22 protein-coding genes are annotated in these 19,497 nt (G+C 66.0%); 12 read left to right on the top strand and 10 right to left on the bottom strand.

The features are described 5' to 3' along the window. Window positions 1-61 precede the first annotated feature (61 nt). Window positions 62-967, top strand: coding sequence for an EamA family transporter RarD (gene rarD, locus HZA32_11355; protein MBI5424669.1), 906 nt, complete (start codon window positions 62-64; stop codon window positions 965-967). A 249-nt stretch (window positions 968-1,216) separates the two neighbouring features. Then, window positions 1,217-1,783: a GDSL family lipase gene (locus HZA32_11350; protein ID MBI5424668.1), complete on the top strand. Its 567-nt coding sequence runs from the start codon at window positions 1,217-1,219 to the stop codon at window positions 1,781-1,783. 91 nt (window positions 1,784-1,874) lie between these two features. On the opposite strand, the gene HZA32_11345 is transcribed toward HZA32_11350, so the two are convergent. From HZA32_11345 to HZA32_11320, 6 genes are all read right to left on the bottom strand, one after another. Then, window positions 1,875-2,369 (bottom strand): FKBP-type peptidyl-prolyl cis-trans isomerase, encoded by a 495-nt coding sequence (locus tag HZA32_11345; protein ID MBI5424667.1) that lies wholly within the window; start codon window positions 2,367-2,369, stop codon window positions 1,875-1,877. Continuing rightward, a complete protein-coding gene (locus tag HZA32_11340) occupies window positions 2,366-3,466 on the bottom strand; it encodes a D-alanyl-D-alanine carboxypeptidase (GenBank protein ID MBI5424666.1) in 1,101 nt (366 codons plus the stop codon). The genes HZA32_11345 and HZA32_11340 overlap by 4 nt, the downstream gene beginning before the upstream one ends. A gap of 58 nt (window positions 3,467-3,524) precedes the next feature. Further along, window positions 3,525-4,067, bottom strand: coding sequence for a uracil-DNA glycosylase family protein (locus HZA32_11335; GenBank protein ID MBI5424665.1), 543 nt, complete (start codon window positions 4,065-4,067; stop codon window positions 3,525-3,527). A 183-nt stretch (window positions 4,068-4,250) separates the two neighbouring features. Next, window positions 4,251-5,570, bottom strand: coding sequence for a DEAD/DEAH box helicase (locus HZA32_11330; GenBank protein MBI5424664.1), 1,320 nt, complete (start codon window positions 5,568-5,570; stop codon window positions 4,251-4,253). Between the two features lie 235 nt (window positions 5,571-5,805). Then, window positions 5,806-6,207 (bottom strand): RNA-binding protein, encoded by a 402-nt coding sequence (locus HZA32_11325; GenBank protein ID MBI5424663.1) that lies wholly within the window; start codon window positions 6,205-6,207, stop codon window positions 5,806-5,808. A gap of 321 nt (window positions 6,208-6,528) precedes the next feature. Next, complete coding sequence (locus HZA32_11320; GenBank protein ID MBI5424662.1) at window positions 6,529-7,047, bottom strand: DUF3016 domain-containing protein; 519 nt, start codon at window positions 7,045-7,047, stop codon at window positions 6,529-6,531. A 343-nt stretch (window positions 7,048-7,390) separates the two neighbouring features. Here HZA32_11320 and HZA32_11315 point away from each other — a divergent pair, with 343 nt between their 5' ends. Both HZA32_11315 and HZA32_11310 read left to right on the top strand, forming a co-directional pair. Beyond that, entirely contained in the window at window positions 7,391-8,167 is a 777-nt protein-coding gene (locus tag HZA32_11315; protein ID MBI5424661.1) for a hypothetical protein, read from the top strand. Window positions 8,168-8,351: 184 nt separating this feature from the next. Next, a complete protein-coding gene (locus tag HZA32_11310) occupies window positions 8,352-9,542 on the top strand; it encodes an acyl-CoA desaturase (protein ID MBI5424660.1) in 1,191 nt (396 codons plus the stop codon). 210 nt (window positions 9,543-9,752) lie between these two features. On the opposite strand, the gene HZA32_11305 is transcribed toward HZA32_11310, so the two are convergent. Continuing rightward, window positions 9,753-10,511, bottom strand: a complete 759-nt coding sequence (locus tag HZA32_11305; GenBank protein MBI5424659.1) for an ABC transporter permease — start codon at window positions 10,509-10,511, stop codon at window positions 9,753-9,755. After that, entirely contained in the window at window positions 10,462-10,905 is a 444-nt protein-coding gene (locus HZA32_11300) for a hypothetical protein (GenBank protein ID MBI5424658.1), read from the bottom strand. The genes HZA32_11305 and HZA32_11300 overlap by 50 nt, the downstream gene beginning before the upstream one ends. 110 nt (window positions 10,906-11,015) lie before the next feature. Between HZA32_11300 and HZA32_11295 the strand changes: the two genes are divergently transcribed. The 7 genes from HZA32_11295 (at window position 11,016) to HZA32_11265 (ending at window position 17,333) form a co-directional block, all read left to right on the top strand. Next, window positions 11,016-12,344 (top strand): FAD-dependent oxidoreductase, encoded by a 1,329-nt coding sequence (locus HZA32_11295; protein ID MBI5424657.1) that lies wholly within the window; start codon window positions 11,016-11,018, stop codon window positions 12,342-12,344. A 7-nt stretch (window positions 12,345-12,351) separates the two neighbouring features. Next, the gene (locus tag HZA32_11290; GenBank protein MBI5424656.1) at window positions 12,352-13,233 is read left to right on the top strand and encodes a DUF1365 domain-containing protein; all 882 of its coding nucleotides are present in this window, start codon (window positions 12,352-12,354) and stop codon (window positions 13,231-13,233) included. Continuing rightward, window positions 13,230-14,525 carry a class I SAM-dependent methyltransferase gene (locus HZA32_11285; GenBank protein ID MBI5424655.1) on the top strand — a complete coding sequence of 432 codons (1,296 nt, stop codon included), beginning with the start codon at window positions 13,230-13,232 and terminating at the stop codon, window positions 14,523-14,525. Before HZA32_11290 ends, HZA32_11285 begins: the two co-directional genes overlap by 4 nt. A 109-nt stretch (window positions 14,526-14,634) precedes the next feature. Beyond that, entirely contained in the window at window positions 14,635-15,033 is a 399-nt protein-coding gene (locus HZA32_11280; GenBank protein MBI5424654.1) for a DUF1475 family protein, read from the top strand. Beyond that, on the top strand, window positions 15,030-15,518 hold the full coding sequence (locus HZA32_11275) for a DUF2062 domain-containing protein (GenBank protein MBI5424653.1): 489 nt from the start codon (window positions 15,030-15,032) through the stop codon (window positions 15,516-15,518). The genes HZA32_11280 and HZA32_11275 overlap by 4 nt, the downstream gene beginning before the upstream one ends. A 7-nt stretch (window positions 15,519-15,525) precedes the next feature. Continuing rightward, window positions 15,526-16,317, top strand: a complete 792-nt coding sequence (locus HZA32_11270) for a DUF1295 domain-containing protein (protein MBI5424652.1) — start codon at window positions 15,526-15,528, stop codon at window positions 16,315-16,317. After that, window positions 16,314-17,333, top strand: coding sequence for a class I SAM-dependent methyltransferase (locus HZA32_11265; GenBank protein MBI5424651.1), 1,020 nt, complete (start codon window positions 16,314-16,316; stop codon window positions 17,331-17,333). The genes HZA32_11270 and HZA32_11265 overlap by 4 nt, the downstream gene beginning before the upstream one ends. 6 nt (window positions 17,334-17,339) lie before the next feature. Here the strand turns inward: HZA32_11265 and HZA32_11260 are convergent, their stop codons facing one another. Beyond that, entirely contained in the window at window positions 17,340-17,765 is a 426-nt protein-coding gene (locus HZA32_11260; GenBank protein MBI5424650.1) for a VOC family protein, read from the bottom strand. Window positions 17,766-17,841: 76 nt separating this feature from the next. Here HZA32_11260 and HZA32_11255 point away from each other — a divergent pair, with 76 nt between their 5' ends. Beyond that, the gene (locus HZA32_11255) at window positions 17,842-18,585 is read left to right on the top strand and encodes a hypothetical protein (protein MBI5424649.1); all 744 of its coding nucleotides are present in this window, start codon (window positions 17,842-17,844) and stop codon (window positions 18,583-18,585) included. Here HZA32_11255 and HZA32_11250 read toward each other — a convergent pair. After that, window positions 18,577-19,464: a DMT family transporter gene (locus HZA32_11250; protein MBI5424648.1), complete on the bottom strand. Its 888-nt coding sequence runs from the start codon at window positions 19,462-19,464 to the stop codon at window positions 18,577-18,579. The two genes, HZA32_11255 and HZA32_11250, sit on opposite strands and share 9 nt — an antisense overlap. Window positions 19,465-19,497: the final 33 nt, after the last annotated feature.

The raw sequence follows: 19,497 nt of genomic DNA, 5'->3' as shown, positions 1-19,497 counted from the left end.
ACTCGCGGCCAGCTGCACGCGCCCGTTGACGCCTCGCGCCGCTCGCGGCATCTCTTTTCGCTTGGCTCTCGCACCACAGCATCCCGAAGCACGTCGCGGCGCTCTCGCTGCAGTCGGGGCGTTCACGTTCTGGGGCATCATCCCGATCTACTGGAAGTTCCTCGCGCACATCAGTCCGGTGGAGCTCATCATGCACCGCGCCGTGTGGTCGCTGGTGTTCCTGCTCGGTGTGCTGCGCTGGCAAGGTCGACTCGCGAGCGTGTGGACCGCGTTTCGCTCGGCGCGCACCCTGGGCTTCAATTTCGCCACGGGCACGCTGCTGATGGGCAACTGGCTGACGTTCATCTGGGCGGTGAACAACGGCCACATCCTCGACTCCAGCCTCGGCTACTTCCTCGTGCCGCTCTTCAACGTCGCGGCGGGTTTCATTTTCTTCCACGAGCGGCCGCGTCCGCTGCAATGGCTCGCCATCGCGCTCGCGGCCAGCGGCGTGGCGTGGCTGCTGTTCCGCGTCGATCACGTGCCGTGGGTCTCGTTGATCATCGTCGCGACGTGGAGCGGCTACGGCCTCATCCGGAAAAAATCTCCCATGGGCGCGCTCGATGGCCTGACGGTCGAGACGCTGCTCTACCTGCCGCTTACGGCGGGCTACTTGATCTGGCTCGCGGCGCAGGGGAAAGGCGCACTCGGGCACGTGAGCGCGCGCGATCACGTCCTCGTGCTCTGCTCCGGCTGGATCACCGCAATCCCGCTCGTGTGGTTCGCCTACGGCGCCGTGCGCATCCGGCTCACCACGCTCGGACTGCTGCAATACATCGGGCCTTCGCTCGCCTTCCTGCTCGGCTGGCTCGTCTATCACGAGACCTTCGACGCCCTGCGCGCCGTCTCGTTCGGGCTGATTTGGTGCGGGCTCGCCTGCTACACGGCCGACAGTTTCTGGTCGCAGCGCAAGGCGCTCTTCGGCTGACGCGGCCCGACCGTCCGACGCGCGCGGGCTTGCGGTGACCGCGTCGCCCGCTCCAGCGTCTTGTCCGCTGATATGAAAAACCCCGTCCGCCGTCTCGTCCTGACGGTCGCGCTCGCCGCGGCCGCGCTCACCACCCTCGCCCCGCTCGCCCGCGCCTACGATCCCAGCGTCGGCGCGCCCAAACGCGGCAACGCCCGCTTCTACGAACTGCACGCGCAGCACCTGAAGCGCGCCAAGGAGCCGATGCAGCTGCTCTTCCTCGGCGACTCGATCACCGAGGGCTGGGGCAAGGCGCCCGAGGTCTGGAAGGCCAACTACGAGAAATTCCAGGCGGCCAACTTCGGCATCGGCGGCGACCGCACCGAACACGTCATCTGGCGCATCGAGGACGGCGTGCTGAAGGGCGTGAAGCCGAAAGTCGTGGTGCTGATGCTCGGCACGAACAACTCCGGCGACCACACGAGCGAGCAAATCGCCGCCGCCGACACGAAGATCGTCGAACTCATCCGCGCCAATATCCCGGAGGCGAAGGTGCTGCTGCTCGCCATCTTCCCCCGCGGCCCGCGCAAGGACAAGGACGGCAAGATCGTCGACGACGCCGTGAAACGGATGCAGACCATCCACGAGGCCAACACGATCCTCGCCAAGCTCGACGACGGGAAGAACGTCCGCTTCCTCGACATCGGCGCGAAATTCCTCGGCGCCGACGGCAAGATCCCCGACGCCATCATGCCCGACCAGCTGCACCCGAACGCCGCCGGCTACCAAATCTGGGCCGACGCCATGCGCCCGTTGCTGGAAGAGATGATGAAGTGAGCGGCGCACGCGCCCGCTCCTGCCTTCGGACAAAAAACAAGCGCCGGCGAAACACCGGCGCTTTTTCGTGGGCTCGCGCGGCGCGCGAGACTCAGTTCAACGGCAGGTCCTTGCCGAAATCGAGCAGCTCCATCTCGAACACGAGCGTCGCGCGCTTCGGGATTTTCGGCGGGTTGCCGCGGGTGCCGTAGCCGAGTTCGTAGGGCACGATCAGGAGCCACTTGTCGCCCTTGTGCATGCGCGTGAGCGCCTGATCCCAGGCCGGGATCAACTCGTCGCGACCGACGCGCGGCTTGAAGGCGTGCGCGGGATCGAGCGATTGGTCGAAGACGGTCCCATCGAGCAGCATGCCCTTGTAGAGCACCGCGGCGCGATCGCCAGCCTGCGGAGTCGCGCTCTTTGGGTCGCCTTCCTTGAGGACGATGTAGCGGAGGCCGGTGGAGGTCTTCTTGGCGTTGGGCCAGCGGCTCTCGACCACTTCGAGGTCCTCGACCGGCAGTCGCTCGCGCTGGGCGAACAGCGGCGAACCGCTCAGGAGAACGAAGCTGGCAAAAACGAAAACGAGACGGCGGACGACGGGGCTCATGGTTTCTTCGGCGAAGTGGCAGGAGTAATGACGCGGAAGACTACCGCCGGTTCCTTCGCCGTCGAGGAATCATCGTTCGACGCATGCGCGGCCGGGGTGGCCGGCGCGGCGGGAACCGCGGCGGTCTTGACGGTGGGCATGGTATCGGCAGCGGAGGCGCTGGCGGCGGGATGCGCCGCGGGCGCGCCCGCGGCGCCCAAATCCACCGGCTTCGGCGGCAGATTGGCGAAGGCGCGATCGATCAGCTCGATCATCTTCAGGTCGCGCGCGCGGCCCTTGTCGACCGAGCGGTTCGGGCCGAACGAGCCCATGATCACGGCGACGATGCGACGGCCGTTGCGCTCGGCGGTGGCGCTGAGGCAGTAGCCGGCGGCCTCGGTGTAGCCCGTTTTGAGACCGTCCACGCCGGCGATTTTGCCGAGAAGCTTGTTATGGTTGATCATCACGACCGGACCCTTCGCGCGCGCGGGGGCGAAGGCGCGCTCGCGAACCGAAGTGTATTTCAGGACGTCGGTGTTCTGCACGAGGTAGCGGCAGAGCTTGGCGAAGTCGCGCGGCGTCGAGAGGTCGCCCTCGCTGACGCGGCGGCTCGGCGGCGGCAAGCCGTGCGGCGAGCGGAACGTCGTGCTGTTCATGCCGAGGCTGCGCGCCTTGGCGTTCATCTGCTCGACGAAGCCCTCGACGGAGCCGGCGGCAGTGCGCGCGAGCGCGTGCGCGGCGTCGTTGGCGGACTGGATCATCATCGCGTAGATGAGCTCTTCGACTGTGAATTGCTCGCGCGGATCGAGATAGACCTGCGTGCCGCCCATTTTGGCGTCGGACGCGTCGACTTGCACCATCGTCTGGAGCGTGAGCGAGCCGTCGGCTAGTTTGTCGTGCAGCACGGCGAAGGTCATGAGCTTCGTCATGCTCGCGGGCGGGTTGGCCACGTCGGCGCTGTCTTCCCAAATCGCCTGGCCGGTGGCGGCGTCGATCACGATGGCGCCGGCATAGCTGCCGGGCGACGGCGTGGCGTGCGTGGTCGCCTTGGTTTTCGCGAGCGCGAGCGACGTCAGCGCGAGCAGTGGGAGGAGCAAAAGCCGGAACCGAAACTTCATGAAAATAGTGCGCGCAACACAGCGTCGCGCTCCAGACGACGCAACCGAAAACCCCGGGTTACACGCAGGCGCGAATCGCGGGGTGTTTCGCCACCTGCGCGAGCGCCTGGCGGAGGAGCGTTTTGCCGGGCTCCATGCGGTGCCAAGGCGAGGCGCCGCTCGGGTGCGGCAGCGGGATGCAATCGAGCGCGCGGCCGCGGTGCTCGATGCGGAATTTCTTTCCGATGATGTCGTTCAACGGCGCGGGCGGCAGGAAGCGCGTGATGGCGAGCTTGCCGACGGGGAGCACGAGCGCGGGCTCGAGGAGGTCGAGTTCCGCATCGAGCCAGCGTCCGCAAGCAGCGATCTCGTCTTCGTCGGGCACGCGGTCGCCGCCGGTGGCTTTTTTGCCGGGGAAACAGCGGCACATCGCCGCGAAGTAGATGCGGTCGCGCGTCTCGTCTTCGGTCCAGCCGAGCGCTTCGTTAAACCACTTGAAGAGCGTCTTGCCGGCGGTCCACGCGAAGGGTCGGCCGAGGACGGGCTCCTTGTCGCCGGGCGCCTGGCCGACGAGCAGGATGCGCGAGGCCACGGGGCGCCCGACGACCACGGGTTTGTGCATGCGCGGGCAAGCGCGACACGCCGCGAGGCGCGCGAGGTGTTTTTGGACTGCGGCGACGGAAGCGGGCATGACCGGTGGGGCCGGCGAGCAGAACAGCCTGCCGCGTCGCCGGGCAAGCTTCGTCCACGCGCAAAAAAGGCGCACCGAAGTGCGCCTCGTGATTCGCAAAGATGTCCGCGCGCCTCAGCGGCGCCCGCGGAAGCTGAAGCCGACTTTGCCGCCGTTGCTGTCGCGGTTCGGGTGACCGCCACCGCGTCCGCCGCGAAAGCCACCGCGCTGACCGCCACCGCCACCGCCGCCACCACCCCCACGATGGCCGCCGTTGCGATGGCCGCCACCGCCGTGCTGACCGCGCGGCTGCTTGGGCTGCGCGACGCCGAACGGCAGGTAATCGAAGCCCTCGAGGCGAAGCTCGGGGATCTTTTGGCCGATGAAGCGCTGGATGTCGCGGATGTCGTCGGCGTTTTCCGGCGTGACGAGCGTGAACGCGTCGCCGACGGCCTGCGCGCGGCCGGTGCGGCCGATGCGGTGGACATAGTCCTCGGGATTTTCCGGGACGTCGTAATTGATGACGTGCGTGACGCCGGCGACGTCGATGCCGCGCGCGGCGATGTCGGTCGCGACCATCACCTCGTATTTGCCGGACTTGAAGCCGGCGAGTGCCTCGATGCGCTGGTTCTGCGAGCGGTTCGCGTGGAGGACGGCGACGCTGTGGTTCGCGGCCTTGAGCTTGCGGGCGATCTTGTCGGCGCCGTGCTTCGTGCGCGAGAAGACGAGCACGCTGTCGAAATCGGTTTTCGCGAGGAGCGCAACTAGGAGGTCGAACTTCTGCGCGAGCGCGACGGGATAGAGTGCGTGATTGATCGAGCGGTTGACCGAGCGGTTCACGCCGACTTCAACGCGCGCCGGATTGCGCAGAGCGAAGGACGCGACGGCCTGGATTTCAGGCGGAACGGTCGCGGAGAAGAACAGCGTCTGCCGCTCGCGCGGGCAGCGGCTGATGATGTCCTTCACGACGGGCAGGAAGCCCATGTCGAGCATGCGGTCGACTTCGTCGAGGACGAGAATCTGGATGTCGCGCAGGTTGATCGAACCGTCCTTCACGTAATCCATGAGGCGGCCGGGCGTGGCGCAGATGACGTCGACGCCTTTGCGCAGTTCGCTGCGTTGGAGGCCGTAGCCGACGCCGCCGAAGACGGCGACGGTGCGGAGATCGGTGAAGCGCGCGAAATCTCGGAACGCGGTCTCGACTTGCGCGGCGAGTTCGCGCGTGGGCTCGAGCACGAGCACGCGCGGCTTGGCGGCGTGTTTTTCGAGGCGCGAGAGGATCGGAAGCGCGAAGGCCGCGGTCTTGCCGGTGCCGGTCTGGGCCGAGCCGATGAGGTCGCCGCCGCCGAGCACGACGGGAATCGCGCGGAGTTGGATGGGAGTCGGGTCGGTGTAGCCGGCGGCTTGGATGCCGCGGAGGACGGACTCGGAGAGATTGAGAGCTTTAAAAGGCATGAGAGGAACGAACCACTGTCGCGCACAGATCGACGCTAAAATGGAAAACGCGGCCGCGATGAGCGCGGAACCCGCGAGGGGCGCGACGAGCTTGGGGCTCGCACACGCGGATGATAAATGCGGCGACGACTAGCGAACTAGCGGATGAGTGACTCGCCCGGAAAAAACAAAAGGGCGGAGCCGCTTGGGCTCCGCCCCGAAAATCAGTCAGTTTGCGAGGCGCAAACGAGACGGCTTAGTAACGGTCGCGACCGCCACCGAAGCCACCGCGATCGCCACGGTCGCCGCCGCGGCCGCCACGGCCACCGCCGAAGCCACCGCGACCGCCGCCGCCGAAGCCGCGACGCTCGCCGCCGCCGCCGAAGCCGCCGCCAGCCGGACGGTCTTCCTTCGGACGGGCTTCATTGACCTGGAGGGCGCGACCGCCGAGTTGGACACCGTTGGTCTTCTCGATGGCGGCCTTCGCCTCTTCCGGCGTGCCCATGGTCACGAACGCGAAGCCGCGCGGGCGGCCCGTGAACTTGTCCATCGCGACATAGATGTCGGTGACGGCGCCGAACTGCTCGAAGTGAGCGCGCAGTTCTTCTTCGGTGGTCTGGAACGAGAGGTTACCGACGTAGAGTTTGGAGTTGCTCATGTGATGATGTCGTTGAGGGCTCTCGTCTGCTGCCAGTCCGTTCCCACTGTGGGTTTCAAATCATCACTTAAGCCAAGCAGCTCAGCCAACGACTCACCAGATCCTGTCATCTAACTCGAAAACTCTAAACGAACGGCGGGAACAGTCCACGGTCTGGGCGTAAACGCAAGGGCAATTCCGGACGCCGGACCTTTAGACCCTTGCCGCGAAGACGTTAAGCCAACTTTCCTGCGCCCGGCGAGGCGTGCTCCGTTCTCCAAAACGAAAGAGCGCCGCTTCATGCGGCGCTCAAAGATTTAAAAAGCACAACCGGCCGCGCGGTTACTTCTTGCGCGGGAATTCCTGCGCGAGCCAGTCGTTCAGCATATCCTTGTCCCAACGCAGCGAATCGTCGCGCGGGAACGGCGAACTCATCAGGAAACCGAGATTCTGGAGTTTGCGTTCGCCCTGGGCCGCGATCGAGCCGTCGGCGTTGATCAGCTTGAACTCGATCGTAGCCCGCGGGGGATAGAGGTCCTTCACGATGCGGATGTCGTTCATCTGCGGACCGCGCCACGGCTCAAAATCGCCGGCAAGATCGACGTTCGTGAATTTGATTTGGAGCTTCTGGCCCGGCGCGAGGCGAGCCGCAGCCCGATCCTGCAAGTGGGCGCGCATCTGATCCATCAGATGTTCCTGCCCGGAATCGCGCGATGTCGAGCTGTCGGTGAAATCGGAAAATTCCGCCGGATTCTGGAAGGTGACTTCGACGGGCGACGGCGTGGAGGTCTTTTCGGCGGCGAAGGCCAACGTGCCGCAAAGCGCTCCCGCGAGGATTAGGAGTGGGCGCAAAGCTTTCATGCGCCGAAGATGAGCCAACAGACCCGAAAACGCCAGCGATGTTTGGTAACATGGGCCATTGGACTGGGAGGACGCACGATTTGCTTGCGCACGCGACCACTCCGCCTCCATTCAGACCCTTCCACGCGTCACAAGCGGCGAGCGCAGGAACAAATCCTGCTCAAGTCGCTCTGAATCAGCACCGAAACACCCGTCATGTTAGTGTCCGTTATCATCCTCGCTTTGCTCTCCCTGCTCGTCGCCACTGAGCCGGAGAGCTAACTATGTCCAAGCGGGCAAAGAATTTGCTTTTGTTCTTCCTAACCTTTCGTCATTGAATCCGACGTTGACCCACTCGCTGACCATGAAACTCACACGCACACTCTCGATCCTCGGCGTCGCCGCCGGTTTGGTTCTTTCCTCCGTCAATTCGTTCGCCCAGGGCACGCCGCCACCGGATATTGGAGCGCCGCCCCGGTCAAACCAAGCTCTGCCGCCCCCGCTCGCGGCTCAGGTCCAGCGGGCCATCGCCACGGGTAATGCCCCAGCGCTCGCGGCTCTGGCGCGCACCAATCCCGCGCTGGCCGCCCAAATCGGCCAAGCCGTCGCGCAAGCCGCCAACACGGCCACACCTGCCGCCGCCGCCGCCCTCGCCCAAACAGTGGCGCAGATCGCCACCACGCTGGCCGCCTCGAATCCCGCCCAAGCGGCCAGCCTCGCCGCCTCGGCCGCCTCGATCGTGGCCAACCCCACCGTCTCCGCCGCTGCTCCGCAGGTCGCCGCCCAAGTGGCACAATCCGCGGTCTCTGTCGCTTCGCAACCGAACGTCATCGCCGCTGCGCCCGCAACGGCTGCGCAAATTGCGGTGAGCACCGCTACCGTTGCTGCCTCGCCCGCCGTTCAGGCCGCCGCTCCGGCTATCGCGAACGCTATCACCCAAAGCGCCACCGCCATTTCGCTAAACCCCGTCGTTGTGGCCGCAGCTCCGAGTGTCACTCAGCAAGTCGCGCAGGCCACCCAGCAGAATACGCAGCAGCAGCAGGGCAACGATGCGGGGCAGCAGCAGCAGCAGGACCAGGACCAGCAGCAGCAGCAGCCGGCCGAGCAGCCGGTCAACCAAGGTTCGGCCAGCCCGCGCTGATCGACACCGCTTCGCGTCAGCGATTTCACTTTCAGCCGCCTCCTCGGAGGCGGCTTTCTTTTTGCCTTCGTGCCTCTGAGCGACACGTAGAAACCAGCAACAAAATCTCCGCTGCTCGCATTGGGCGCTTGCGCCCACCGTGAGGTGGAGCTTCCGTCCGGATTCAACCTCTCGTCTCCGTCTCGTGTCATCTCCTCTCGCTTCTCTCCGCCGCTTCGGCGCCTCGCTCGTTCAGTGGGTCGATTCCGACTACACCCTTGAATCCCCCGAAGCCATCCGCGCCCAGCCGGACGGCGTGAACCTCGTCCGCTGCATTCCGTTCATCGTGCTCCACCTCGGCTGCCTCGGAGTGATCTGGGTGGGCTGGAGCTGGTTCGCCGTCTGGACCGCGGTGTTCCTCTACGTCGTGCGCATGTTTGCCGTCACCGGCATCCTGCACCGCTACTTCTCGCACAAAACCTACAGCACGTCGCGCTTTGGCCAATTCCTCCTCGCGCTCTGGGCAGGCACCACCGTCCAGCGCGGTCCGCTCTGGTGGGCCTATCACCACCGCCACCACCACCTGCACTCCGACGACGAGGAAGACGCCCACTCGCCGCACGTCCACGGCTTCCTCTGGTCGCACATCGGTTGGATCACCTCGAAGCGCAACTTCCCCACCGACTACTCGAAGGTCAAGGACCTCACCAAATACCCCGAGCTCGTCTGGCTGAACCGCTTCGACATCGTGGTCCCCGTGCTCTTCGCGCTCGGCCTGTTTGGCCTCGGCGCGCTGCTCGAGACCGTCGCGCCCTCGCTGGGCACCAGCGCTTCACAACTCCTCGTCTGGGGCTTCTTCATCAGCACCACCGCCCTCTTCCACGGCACCGCGTCGATCAACTCCTTCACCCATCTCTGGGGCAAGCGCCGCTTCCACACCACCGACGACTCGCGCAACAGTTTCATCCTCGCGATCGTCTGCCTCGGCGAAGGCTGGCACAACAACCACCACCGCTACCAATCCTCCACGCGCAACGGTTTCTATTGGTGGGAAATCGATCCCACCTACTACGGCCTGAAGGCCCTCTCACTCACCGGCTTCATCTGGGGCCTCAAGTCCGTCCCGAAATCCATCTACGAGGAAGCCGAGCGCAACGCCCACGCCGACACCATCCGCCGCGTCTCCATTTCTTCCGTGCAGGAGGAGATCAACACTCTCCGCCGCGTCGTTCCCACCGCCGCCGCCATCGCCATCGCGACGGTGAACTCGCCCGAAGTCGCCGCGCAGATGCAGAAGAAAGACGGCCCCGCGATCCACAAGGACGTCTCCGAACTCGCGCAGCAACCGCCCGCGACTTCCCCGCAAAACCAGAACCCGCTCCCGCCGACGACCTGAGCGGCAGCCACACTTCGCCCCAGCGCCTTTCGCGCGCCTGACCCACCGAGCCCCGCCTTACCGCGGGGCTTTGTTTTGCCGCCCTGCCCGCCTCACTCGTTGCGCAAGGCCACGATCGGATCCACCCGCGACGCCCGCAACGCCGGCACGAGACACGCCACCAAAGCCACCGCGCCGAACAGCCCCGCCGCCGCCAAATATATGCCTGCATCAAAAGCCGGCACATCGACCAACAAGCTGCGGATCGCCCGCGAGGCCGCCATCGCACCGGCCAACCCAAGCAACAACCCCACCGCCACGAGGCGCAGCCCGCCCATCGCCCGCTCGCGCAGAAAATCCAACGTGTAGAAATACGAAATCGCCTGCTGCGGATCGACGCTCGCCACGGCTTGACGCATCACCGCCTGCAACGCCGCTGGATCGCGCGCCGCGGCCGGATCGCCAGCCTCCGCCCATTGCGCGATCATCGTCATCGCCGCGCGACCGCGCTGCGCCGCCGGCCGCACCGGTTGTCCTTCGACGGTGTAGGCTGTTGTTGGCGCACGCGATCAGCAGCACCGCCACGACCGCGCCGAGCAGCGCGTAGAAAGCCGGGCGGAGATCCCCCGCCACGTCGTCGATCACTTCGTGATACGCGTTCACGTTCTCCGCATCCGCGCGCGCCGGTTGCTCCCGCGCATCGTTAGCCGCGATCGTGCGCAATTCCTCATTCGCCTGCTCGAGCGTCACGCCCGGCCGCAATCGGGCGTAGATTTCGAAGTAGCCCACGCCGTTTTGGATCTGTTGCGGCGTCGCATCCGACAGCTCGAGCGGTTTTCCGACGACACCGTCCACCTCCGCGAAAGGACGTCCCAGCGGTGGCAGCACGCCGATCACTTGGTAGGCAGCGCCGCCGAGACGGATCGTCGTGCCGACCACATCATCGCGTCCACCAAAACGAGTCTGCCAAATTTTGTGACTCAGCATGATCGCGTTCGCCCCGCCCGCGACGCTTTCTTCGCGCGTGAGATTCCGGCGCCGCCCGCGTGAGCGTCAACTGCGTGGGTTCGCCGACACCGGTCAAGGTGCGGGCGTCGAACGCCGAAACCGACACCACCGCGCAGCTCGTCTGCGCCCTTTGGATCGCCTCGGCCCGCGGCCAGGAAATCGTCGGGAAATCCGTGTTGCGCGACACATTCCTCGACCAAACGTGCACCAGCCGCTGCGGCTCCGGCAACGAGACCGGATTGAGGACAAACTGCTGGAGCGCGCTGAACAGCGCGCTGGCCGCCGCGATCGCCGCCGCCAACGTAAGCACCGCCGCCGCCGTGAAACCCGGCGTCTTGGCCAACGATCGCAGGGCAATCCGCGCTTCAGATATCATGGCTTGGGGAAAACCCTAGCTACGTCGCCAGACCGGTCGCCAGACGCCCCGCGGAACGGAAATCTTCCGGCGCGCTGAATCCATCCCCGCCATCCGCCCGTAAGATGGGCATGGCTCGCCCCACTCTCGCAATCGTCGGCACCGGCATCTCCGGCCTCGGTTGCGCGCATTTCCTCCATCGCGACTTCGACGTCACGCTCTTCGAGCAGAACCGCTACACGGGCGGCCACACCAACACCGTCACCGTGCCCGAGCGCGGCACAGGACGTCCGCTCCCGATCGACACCGGCTTCATGGTCTTCAACTACGAGACCTACCCGCAGCTCACGCGGCTCTTCGCGCAGCTCGACGTGCCCGTGAAGAAAACCGACATGTCCTTCAGCGTGCGCCACGAGGACACCGGCCTCGAGTTCTGCGGCTCGTCGCTCAACCACCTCTTCTGCCAGCGCCGCAATCTCCTGCGCCCGTCGTTCTACCGCATGCTGCTGCAGATCGACCGCTTCAACCGCGAGGCGCTCGACGCCCTCGACCACCCCGAGTGGGCCGACGTCACCCTCGCCGACTACGTGCGCCGCCGCGGCTACGGCGCCGACTTCCTCAATCTCTACGTCATTCCCATGAGCAGCGCCGTGTGGTCCACGCCGCCGGCGAAGATGCTCCAGTTCCCCGCGCGCACACTGCTCCGCTTTTTCCACAACCACGGCTTCCTCGGCCTGCACACGCAACACCAGTGGTGGACCGTCGACGGCGGCGCGCAACAATACGTCACGCGCCTCACCACACCCTGGCGGGACCGCATCCGTCACGACGCACGCGTCATCGCCGTGCGCCGCACTCCCGACGGCGCGCTCCTCACCACCGAGGACCGCCGCACCGAGCGCTTCGACAAAGTCATCCTCGCCGCGCACGGCCACGAATCCCTCGCGCTCCTCGCCGACGCCACGCCCGACGAGACGCGCCTGCTCTCCGAGTTCCAATACCAGCCCAATGTCGCCACGCTCCACACCGACGACGCCGTCATGCCACGCACCAAGATGGCCTGGTCCGCTTGGAACTACTCCATCGCCCGCGACCCGCACGGCGTCGCCGAGCCGATGACCATCTATTGGATGAACCGCCTCCAAGGCGTCTCCGAGCGCGAGAACTATTTCGTCTCCATCAACGGAGCCGATCGCATCGATCCGAAAAAGACCCTCCGCACGATCGCCTACGAGCACCCGCTGTTCACGCTCGGCGCCATCCGCGCGCAACGCGAGATTCCCACGCTCAACTCGCGCGCCCTCGGCGCCACGGAGACGTTCTTCTGCGGCGCGTGGACGCGCTACGGTTTCCACGAAGACGGCCTGCTCTCCGCCGTGAACCTCGCCCAACTCCTCCTCGGCCGCGACCCATGGAGCAGCGACGGCTCCACCGCCGCCGCTGAACTCGCCACCGCCTGAGTCCGACGTGAATTCCTGTCTCTACGAATGCCGCGTGATGCACCACCGCCTCACGCCGAAGCCTCACCGCTTCGACTACCGGCTATTCTACTTCGCCGTCGACCTCGACGAGCTGGAGTCGCTGCACGCCCGCCTCCGCCTCTTTTCCGTCGGCCGCGCCAACCTCTACAGCCTCCGCGAGTCCGATTTCTTTCCGACACACGAACCCCTCCACAACCTCGACGCTGGCGGTAGGGCGGGACCATTGGGCCCGCCGCGATCCACGTCATCGACGCGCCCAGCCGCCGCGCCCGGCCTCAACCTAAAACAACGCGTCCTCGCCTGGCTCGCCGACCGGGGCATCGACCTCGCTGGCGGCCGCGTCGTCCTCGTGACGCTTCCCCGCGTCGCCGGCTATCTCTTCAATCCCGTTTCGTTCTACTTCTGCTTCGACCGCACCGGCGCGCCGCTCACCGCCATCGCCGAAGTGACTAACACCTTTCGCGAGATGAAGCCGTTCCACGTCAGCGAACGCGCCGGCGAAACGACCTTTCATCTCCGCGCGCCGAAGAATTTCTACGTCTCGCCCTTCTCCGACGTCGACGTGGAGTTCGATTTCACGCTGCGCACGCCCGGCGAACGCCTCTCCGTCCAGATCGACGACTACATCGCTGGCGAACGCTCGCTCATCAGCATGTTGCACGGCCCGCGCGCCGACCTTACCGACGCGCGCCTCGCTTGGTTCACGTTGAAATATCCGCTCCTCACGCTGCGCGTCATCACCCTCATTCACTGGCACGCCTTGATTCTTTGGCTGAAGCGCATCCCTTGGTTCGCGAAAGCCGCCCGCGCCGCCGATCAGCGCGACCTCTACCGTCCCCACGCCTCTGTCGCCTCCGCCAAGTCATGAGCTCGTCCAAAGCCACCACCGCTCCGTCGCTCGCCCCCGAAATTTCCCGCCCCTCTTCGTTCGCCGAACGCGCCGTGCTCGACGCCTTCGCGCAGATGCCGCGCGGCCAGCTGCGGGTCGAGCTGCCCGACGGCACCGCCCGCCTCTTCGGCGAGCGCGCCTTCGTCGCGCGCGAAGTCGCTCCCGCCGTCTCCAACGGCGCCGTGCTCCGCGTCCGCCGCGCGCGCTTCTTCCAGCAATGCCTCCTCGGCGGCGACATCGGCTTCGCCGAATCGTTCATCGACGGCGATTGGGACACACCGGACCTCACCTCGCTCATCGGCTGGTTCATCCTCAACGTCGAGCACGCGCCCACGCTCTCCGGCTCGAAACGCGCGAAGAATCTCGCGCTCAACCTGCTCCGCTTCGCCAACCGCTTCAGCCACGCGCTGCGCGCCAACACGCGCGAGAACTCGCGCCGCAACATCGCGGAGCACTACGACCTCTCCAACGACTTCTTTTCCCTCTGGCTTGACGACACGATGATGTATTCCGCCGCGAAGTGGCAGTCGACGGAAGCGACGCTCCGCGAGGCCCAAGTCGCCAAAAACGACGCGCTGTGCCGCAAGCTCCACCTTCGCCCGACCGATCACGTGCTCGAGATCGGCACCGGCTGGGGCGGCTGGAGCCTGCACGCCGCGCAACACTACGGCTGCCGCGTCACCACGCTCACGATTTCGCAGCAGCAGCACGATCTCGCCGTCAAACGCATCGCCGCCGCGGGATTGAGCGACCGCATCGAGGTGCGCCTGCAGGACTACCGCGACGTCACCGGCCAGTTCGACAAGATCGTCTCCATCGAAATGCTCGAGGCGGTCGGCCACGAATTCCTCCGCGACTACGCCGCCGCCTGCGCCCGTCTCCTCAAGCCCGAGGGCCTCATCGCACTCCAGTTCATCACCTGCCCGGATTCGCGCTACGACGCCTTCCGCCGCGGCGTCGATTTCATCCAGAAACATATTTTCCCCGGCTCGCTCCTCCTCTCGGCCAATCGCCTCAACGACCTCTTCGCCCGCGAGGGCGGCTTCGTGCTCCACGGTCTCGAGGACATGGGCCGCGACTACGCGCGCACGCTCCGCACGTGGCGCGACGGCTTCCATCAGAAACTCGATCGCGTGCGCGCGCTCGGATTCGACGACCGGTTTGTCCGCAAGTGGGATTACTACCTCGCCTACTGCGAAGCAGCCTTCGCCCTCCGCAACATCTCCGTCGTCCAAACCGTCCACACCCGCCCGAACAATTTGAGTTTCTGACCACCCGCGCCGCGTGAGGTAGGGCGGGACCGCTGGGCCCGCCGAGCACGTGATGACACCCACGCGGCGGGCCTAGCGTTCCCACCCTCCCCGTCTACTGGCTACTTCAATGATTTGGTTCCTCCGCTTTCTCTTCATCGCCGTCATCGCCTCGATGCTCGCCGTCACGAGCTGGGCCAGCCTGCATCAGCCGCTCGGCGAGTTTGCGCGCAGCGCCACGTTCCGCGAGCCGTGGGTGATAGCCACGCTCTTCGACGCCTATTGGGCGTTCATCACCTTCTTCGTCTGGGTGGCGTGGAAAGAGGGCTCACTCGGCGCCCGCGTGCTCTGGTTCGTCAGCATCGTGTTGCTCGGCAACATCGCCATGGCGACCTACATGTTGCGCGAGCTCTTCGCCGTGCCGGCGAACGCCCCGCTCGTCGACGTCTTCGCGCACCGCAACGACGGCCGCCTCGCGTTGCCCGGCGCACTCGCCGCCATCTCCGTGGGCATTTATCTTCTCGCGTGAAGGAGCCCGTGCGCCCCGGTTTCTGGCAGCGCCGCGTCGTCCAACCCATCGTCGCGCAACTCACGCAAGGCATCACGCCCGACCGCATCGCGCTCACCCTCGGCGTCGGACTCGCGTGCGGCGTGTTTCCCTTTCTCGGCTTCACCACCGCCTTGTGCTTCGTGGCCGCGGCGGCACTGCGGCTGAACCAGCCGATCATTCACCTCGTCAATCAGCTCCTTTGGCCCGTGCAGCTCGCACTGATCCCCGTCTACGTGAAACTCGGCGCGGCGCTCTACGGTGCGGAAGCGCTGCCCTTCGATCCGCAGGAGGTCAGCCGCGTGTTTCTCGCCTCCCAACGTGAGTTTTGGTCCCGCTTCGGTCTCATGGGGCTGCACGCCCTCAGCGCCTGGGTTCTCTCCCTACCGCTCTTGGTGGGCGGCGTCTGGCTCGTGACGCGGCCCATCCTGAAACGCCTCGCATCCGCCCGCTCCGCTCACCCGTAAGTGGGAAGTGACCGCTGTCCTCCTCGCCTCCGTCGCGCTCGCCGCGCTATGCCTCGCTTTCGCTGGGCTCTATTTCGTTGCGCGGCGAATCGACAACTACGGCATTGTCGACGTCGCGTGGTCCTACGCCTTCGCACCGGTCGCGTGGTTCTATGCCTTGGCCGGACCGGGCTGGCTCCCGCGGCGATTGGTCGTGGCGGCGCTCGTCACGCTTTGGGCCGGACGCCTTGGCACGCACTTGCTGCGACGGGTCGCGAGCCACCACCCCGTGGAAGACGGCCGCTACGTGCAGCTGCGGCGCGACTGGGCCGGCAATTTTGCGCCGAAGATGTTCGGCTTCTTCCAGCTGCAGGCCGGTTCGATCGTTCTCCTCACGCTTCCGTTTCTCCTGCCAGTCGTGAACCCCGCCCCGGCGTTCTCCGCGCTGGAAATCGCCGGCGTGGCGCTCTGGTTGTGCGCCCTCACCGGTGAAACCATCGCGGACGCCCAACTCGCAGCCTTCAAACGCGACCCAGCCAACCGCGCCCGCGTCTGCGACGCCGGCCTCTGGCGCTACAGCCGGCATCCGAACTATTTCTTCGAATGGCTCGTGTGGGTCGCCTACGCGCTCTTCGCACTTGGCTCGTCGTGGGGCTGGCTCGGCCTCGTTGCTCCCGCATCGATTCTGTTTCTCCTGCTGCGGGTCACCGGCATTCCACTCACCGAGGAACAGTCGCTCCGCTCGAAAGGCGACGCCTACCGCCGCTACCAGCAAACCACGAGCGCCTTCGTGCCGTGGTTTCCGCGCCATCTCCCATGATCGATTCCCTGCTCCGCCGCGATCTCCTGCCCGATCCGGTCATCCGCTTCGGCATCCGCCGCCTGCTCCGCCAGCGCCTGCACGAAATCGACGCCCCGTCGGCCAACGCCGCCACGGTGCGCTTCGCCGAGGAGTTGCGCGCGATGCCGATCGCGATCAACACCGCCGAGTCGAAGGAGCAGCACTACGAGGTGCCGACGCGCTTCTACGAACTCTGCCTCGGGCCTCGCCTGAAATACTCCTCGTGCTTCTACGCAACCGGCCGTGAAACTCTGGCCGAAGCCGAGGAAGCCATGCTCGCGCTCACCTGCGAACGCGCGCAGCTCCGCGACGGGCTCGACATCCTCGAACTCGGCTGCGGCTGGGGCTCGCTCACGCTCTGGATGGCGGAAAAATATCCCGCTGCGCGGATCACCGGGGTCTCCCACTCGCGCACGCAGCGCACTCACATCCTCGGCGAAGCCAAACGGCGCGGCCTGACCAATGTCCAGATCGTCACCTGCGACATGAACGAGTTCGACATCGCCGCGGGCCAATTCGACCGCGTCGTCTCGGTCGAGATGTTCGAGCACATGAAAAACTGGCCGCGTCTGATGGCCAACATCGCGCGCTGGCTGCGACCGGGTGGCATGTTCTTCGCCCACGTGTTCACGCACTCGCGTTTCCCGTATCATTTCGTGGCGCGCGACGATACCGACTGGATGAGCCGCTACTTTTTCACCGGCGGCATGATGCCGTCGCACGACCTGTTCAAACAGTTTCAGGATGACCTCCGTCTCGTGAGCGACTGGAAGGTCAACGGCACGCACTACGCGCGCACCGCCGAGCACTGGCTGCAAAACATGGATCGACACCGCGAAGCGATCCTGCCGCTCTTCGCCGCCACCTACGGCCGCGAGAACGCGACGCGCTGGTGGGTGTGGTGGCGCGTGTTCTATCTCGCCTGCGCCGAGCTCTGGTGGTTCCGCGACGGCGAGGAGTGGCACGTCAGCCACTACCTCTTCCAGAAACGCTGAGCGCCCTCAGTAGTTCGGCCAGATGCCGGGCGTGACGAGTTCGAGCAAGTGACCGTCCGGGTCGCGGAAATACATGCTGCGGCCTCCACGCTCCCATTTCGCCTCACTCTCGATCGACACGCCCGCGGCCGCGAGCTTCGCCTTCCACGGTTCGTAGGCCTCGTGCATGATCGCGAGGCCGATGTGCGACGAGCCGCTGCCGTCGTGCGGCGGAATCACGCCTCCCGGCAGGGTCAAAGACACGAGCGTGCCACCTCGCTTGAAGAGCAGCAGCACCTGACGGCCACCGGGATTCAGCGCCTGAAAGCGCACGCCGTCGCCGCCCAGGACATTCAGACCGAGCACATCGCGATAAAACGCCACCGCACGCGGCACGTCGTCGACGTAAAGGATGGTTTCGACGACACCTTCGATGCGCGGGGGAAGTTGCATGCCGCCAAGTCAGCCGCTTTCGCTCCAAATGCAATTTTTCGTGCGCCCGAGGCGGTCGGTCGGGCGTAACTCCCGCATGTGGCGGCTACCCGCGATTCTTCTGCTCGCCCTCGGCGCCGTCGCCAGCGGCCGCGCCACGTCGCTCGCGGACGCGCTCGCCGCCGAGGCCCGGCTCGATTCGCGCGCTGCACTCGCGGGCTTCCTCGCGGCGGAAAAAGAGGTGCCCCAGAGCGCGTTCATCCTGCAAAAAATTGCCCGGCAATACTCCGACTTGGTCGTCGAGCAGATGACCGACGAGGAGCGCCGCCGCTACGCCACGCTGGCGCTCGCCTACGCCGAAAAGGCCGCCGCGCTCGAACCGCGCAATGCCGTCAACGTGCTCTCGGTCGCCATCGCACGCGGCAAGCTCGCCGTCTACAGCGGCACGCGCGAGAAGATCCGGTTGTCGCGCCTCGTTAAGGCTGACGCCGAACGCGCTCTCGAAATCGATCCGACCTACGCGTGGGCGCACCACGTCCTCGGACGCTGGCACTACGAGGTGAGCGAGCTCGGCGCCACGGCGCGTCTCCTCGTCCGGCTCATCTACGGCGGCTTGCCGCCGGCCAACCCGAACGAGGCGGTAACTCATTTGGAGCGCGCGACCCAACTCGAGCCCGACGAACTCAATCACTGGCTCGACCTGGGTTTCGCCTACCTTGCGACTGGAGACACCGCCCAAGCACGCACCGCCTGGCAGCGCGGACTCGCCATGCCCTCGCGCAGCAAGCACGACGAGCCCGCCAAGGTGCGGGCGCGCGAAGCCTTCGCGAAGCTAGACTAACACGAGGGCAATCGCGCCGATCATCAGCGCCGCGCCGATGAAACGGAACCGCAGCACGCCGGGCGCGAGGTGTTGCTCCGTGCTGGCGAACCAGTGCCCGATCGCCCACACCGCGAGCACGCTGAACAGCCCGCGCACGCTGTAGACGATGTTCACTGCCGTCGCGCCGCCCCAGATGCCGAGCGTCAGCACGATGCCGGCGTTGTTGAGCGCGAGAAACACGCCGCCGAGCGAAACCCAGCGCCACGCCTGGCCATCGAGCGCCGACAGCGGCGCGCTGAAAAACGGCACGAACGCGAAGGAGTAGACGCCGACGAGGAAGAACATCGCCGGGAAGTAGCTCGCCGTGCCCCACGCCGGCACCCACTTCTGCATGAGCACGTCGCCGAGGCCGTAGGACAACGCGCTGGCCGTCGCGAGCGCCACCGCAGTGCCGACGTGGCGACGTTGCCCGTGCTTCTCGCCGGCGTGCAACAGCGCCACCGCACCAGCGCTGAGCGCGGCACCGAACCACCACTTCAGCGGCACGTCGCCGACGCGCAGCAAGCTGCTGAAAAGCGCGACGAGAATCACCTTCGTGCCCATTACCGGTGTCGTGACCGAGACGTCGCCCTTGCTCAGCGCGAGAAAGATGAAGATTTGTCCGCCGAGGAAACACAGCGCGGTCACGGCGGGTTGCCAGTAGTCCGCAAGCGGGTGCATTCGTCCACCCTGCCAGAACCACCACGGGAGAAAAACGGCGAACATGATCCAGTTCGCCACGAAGCTCGTGCGCCACACGCCAACGCCGAACGCCGATGCGCGCTTGATGGTGAGCGCCGCCAGCACGTAGAGCAGCGCGCAGGCGACCGGAATCAGCAGATGCAGCGGGAAGTTCACGCGAAACAAAGAGAAAGCCGGACCCGAGGGTCC

Source organism: Opitutia bacterium (assembly GCA_016217545.1).
Lineage (GTDB): Bacteria > Verrucomicrobiota > Verrucomicrobiia > Opitutales > Opitutaceae > Didemnitutus.
Note: the sequence above shows the minus strand (reverse complement) of the source record. Positions and strands in the feature narration are given on the sequence as shown.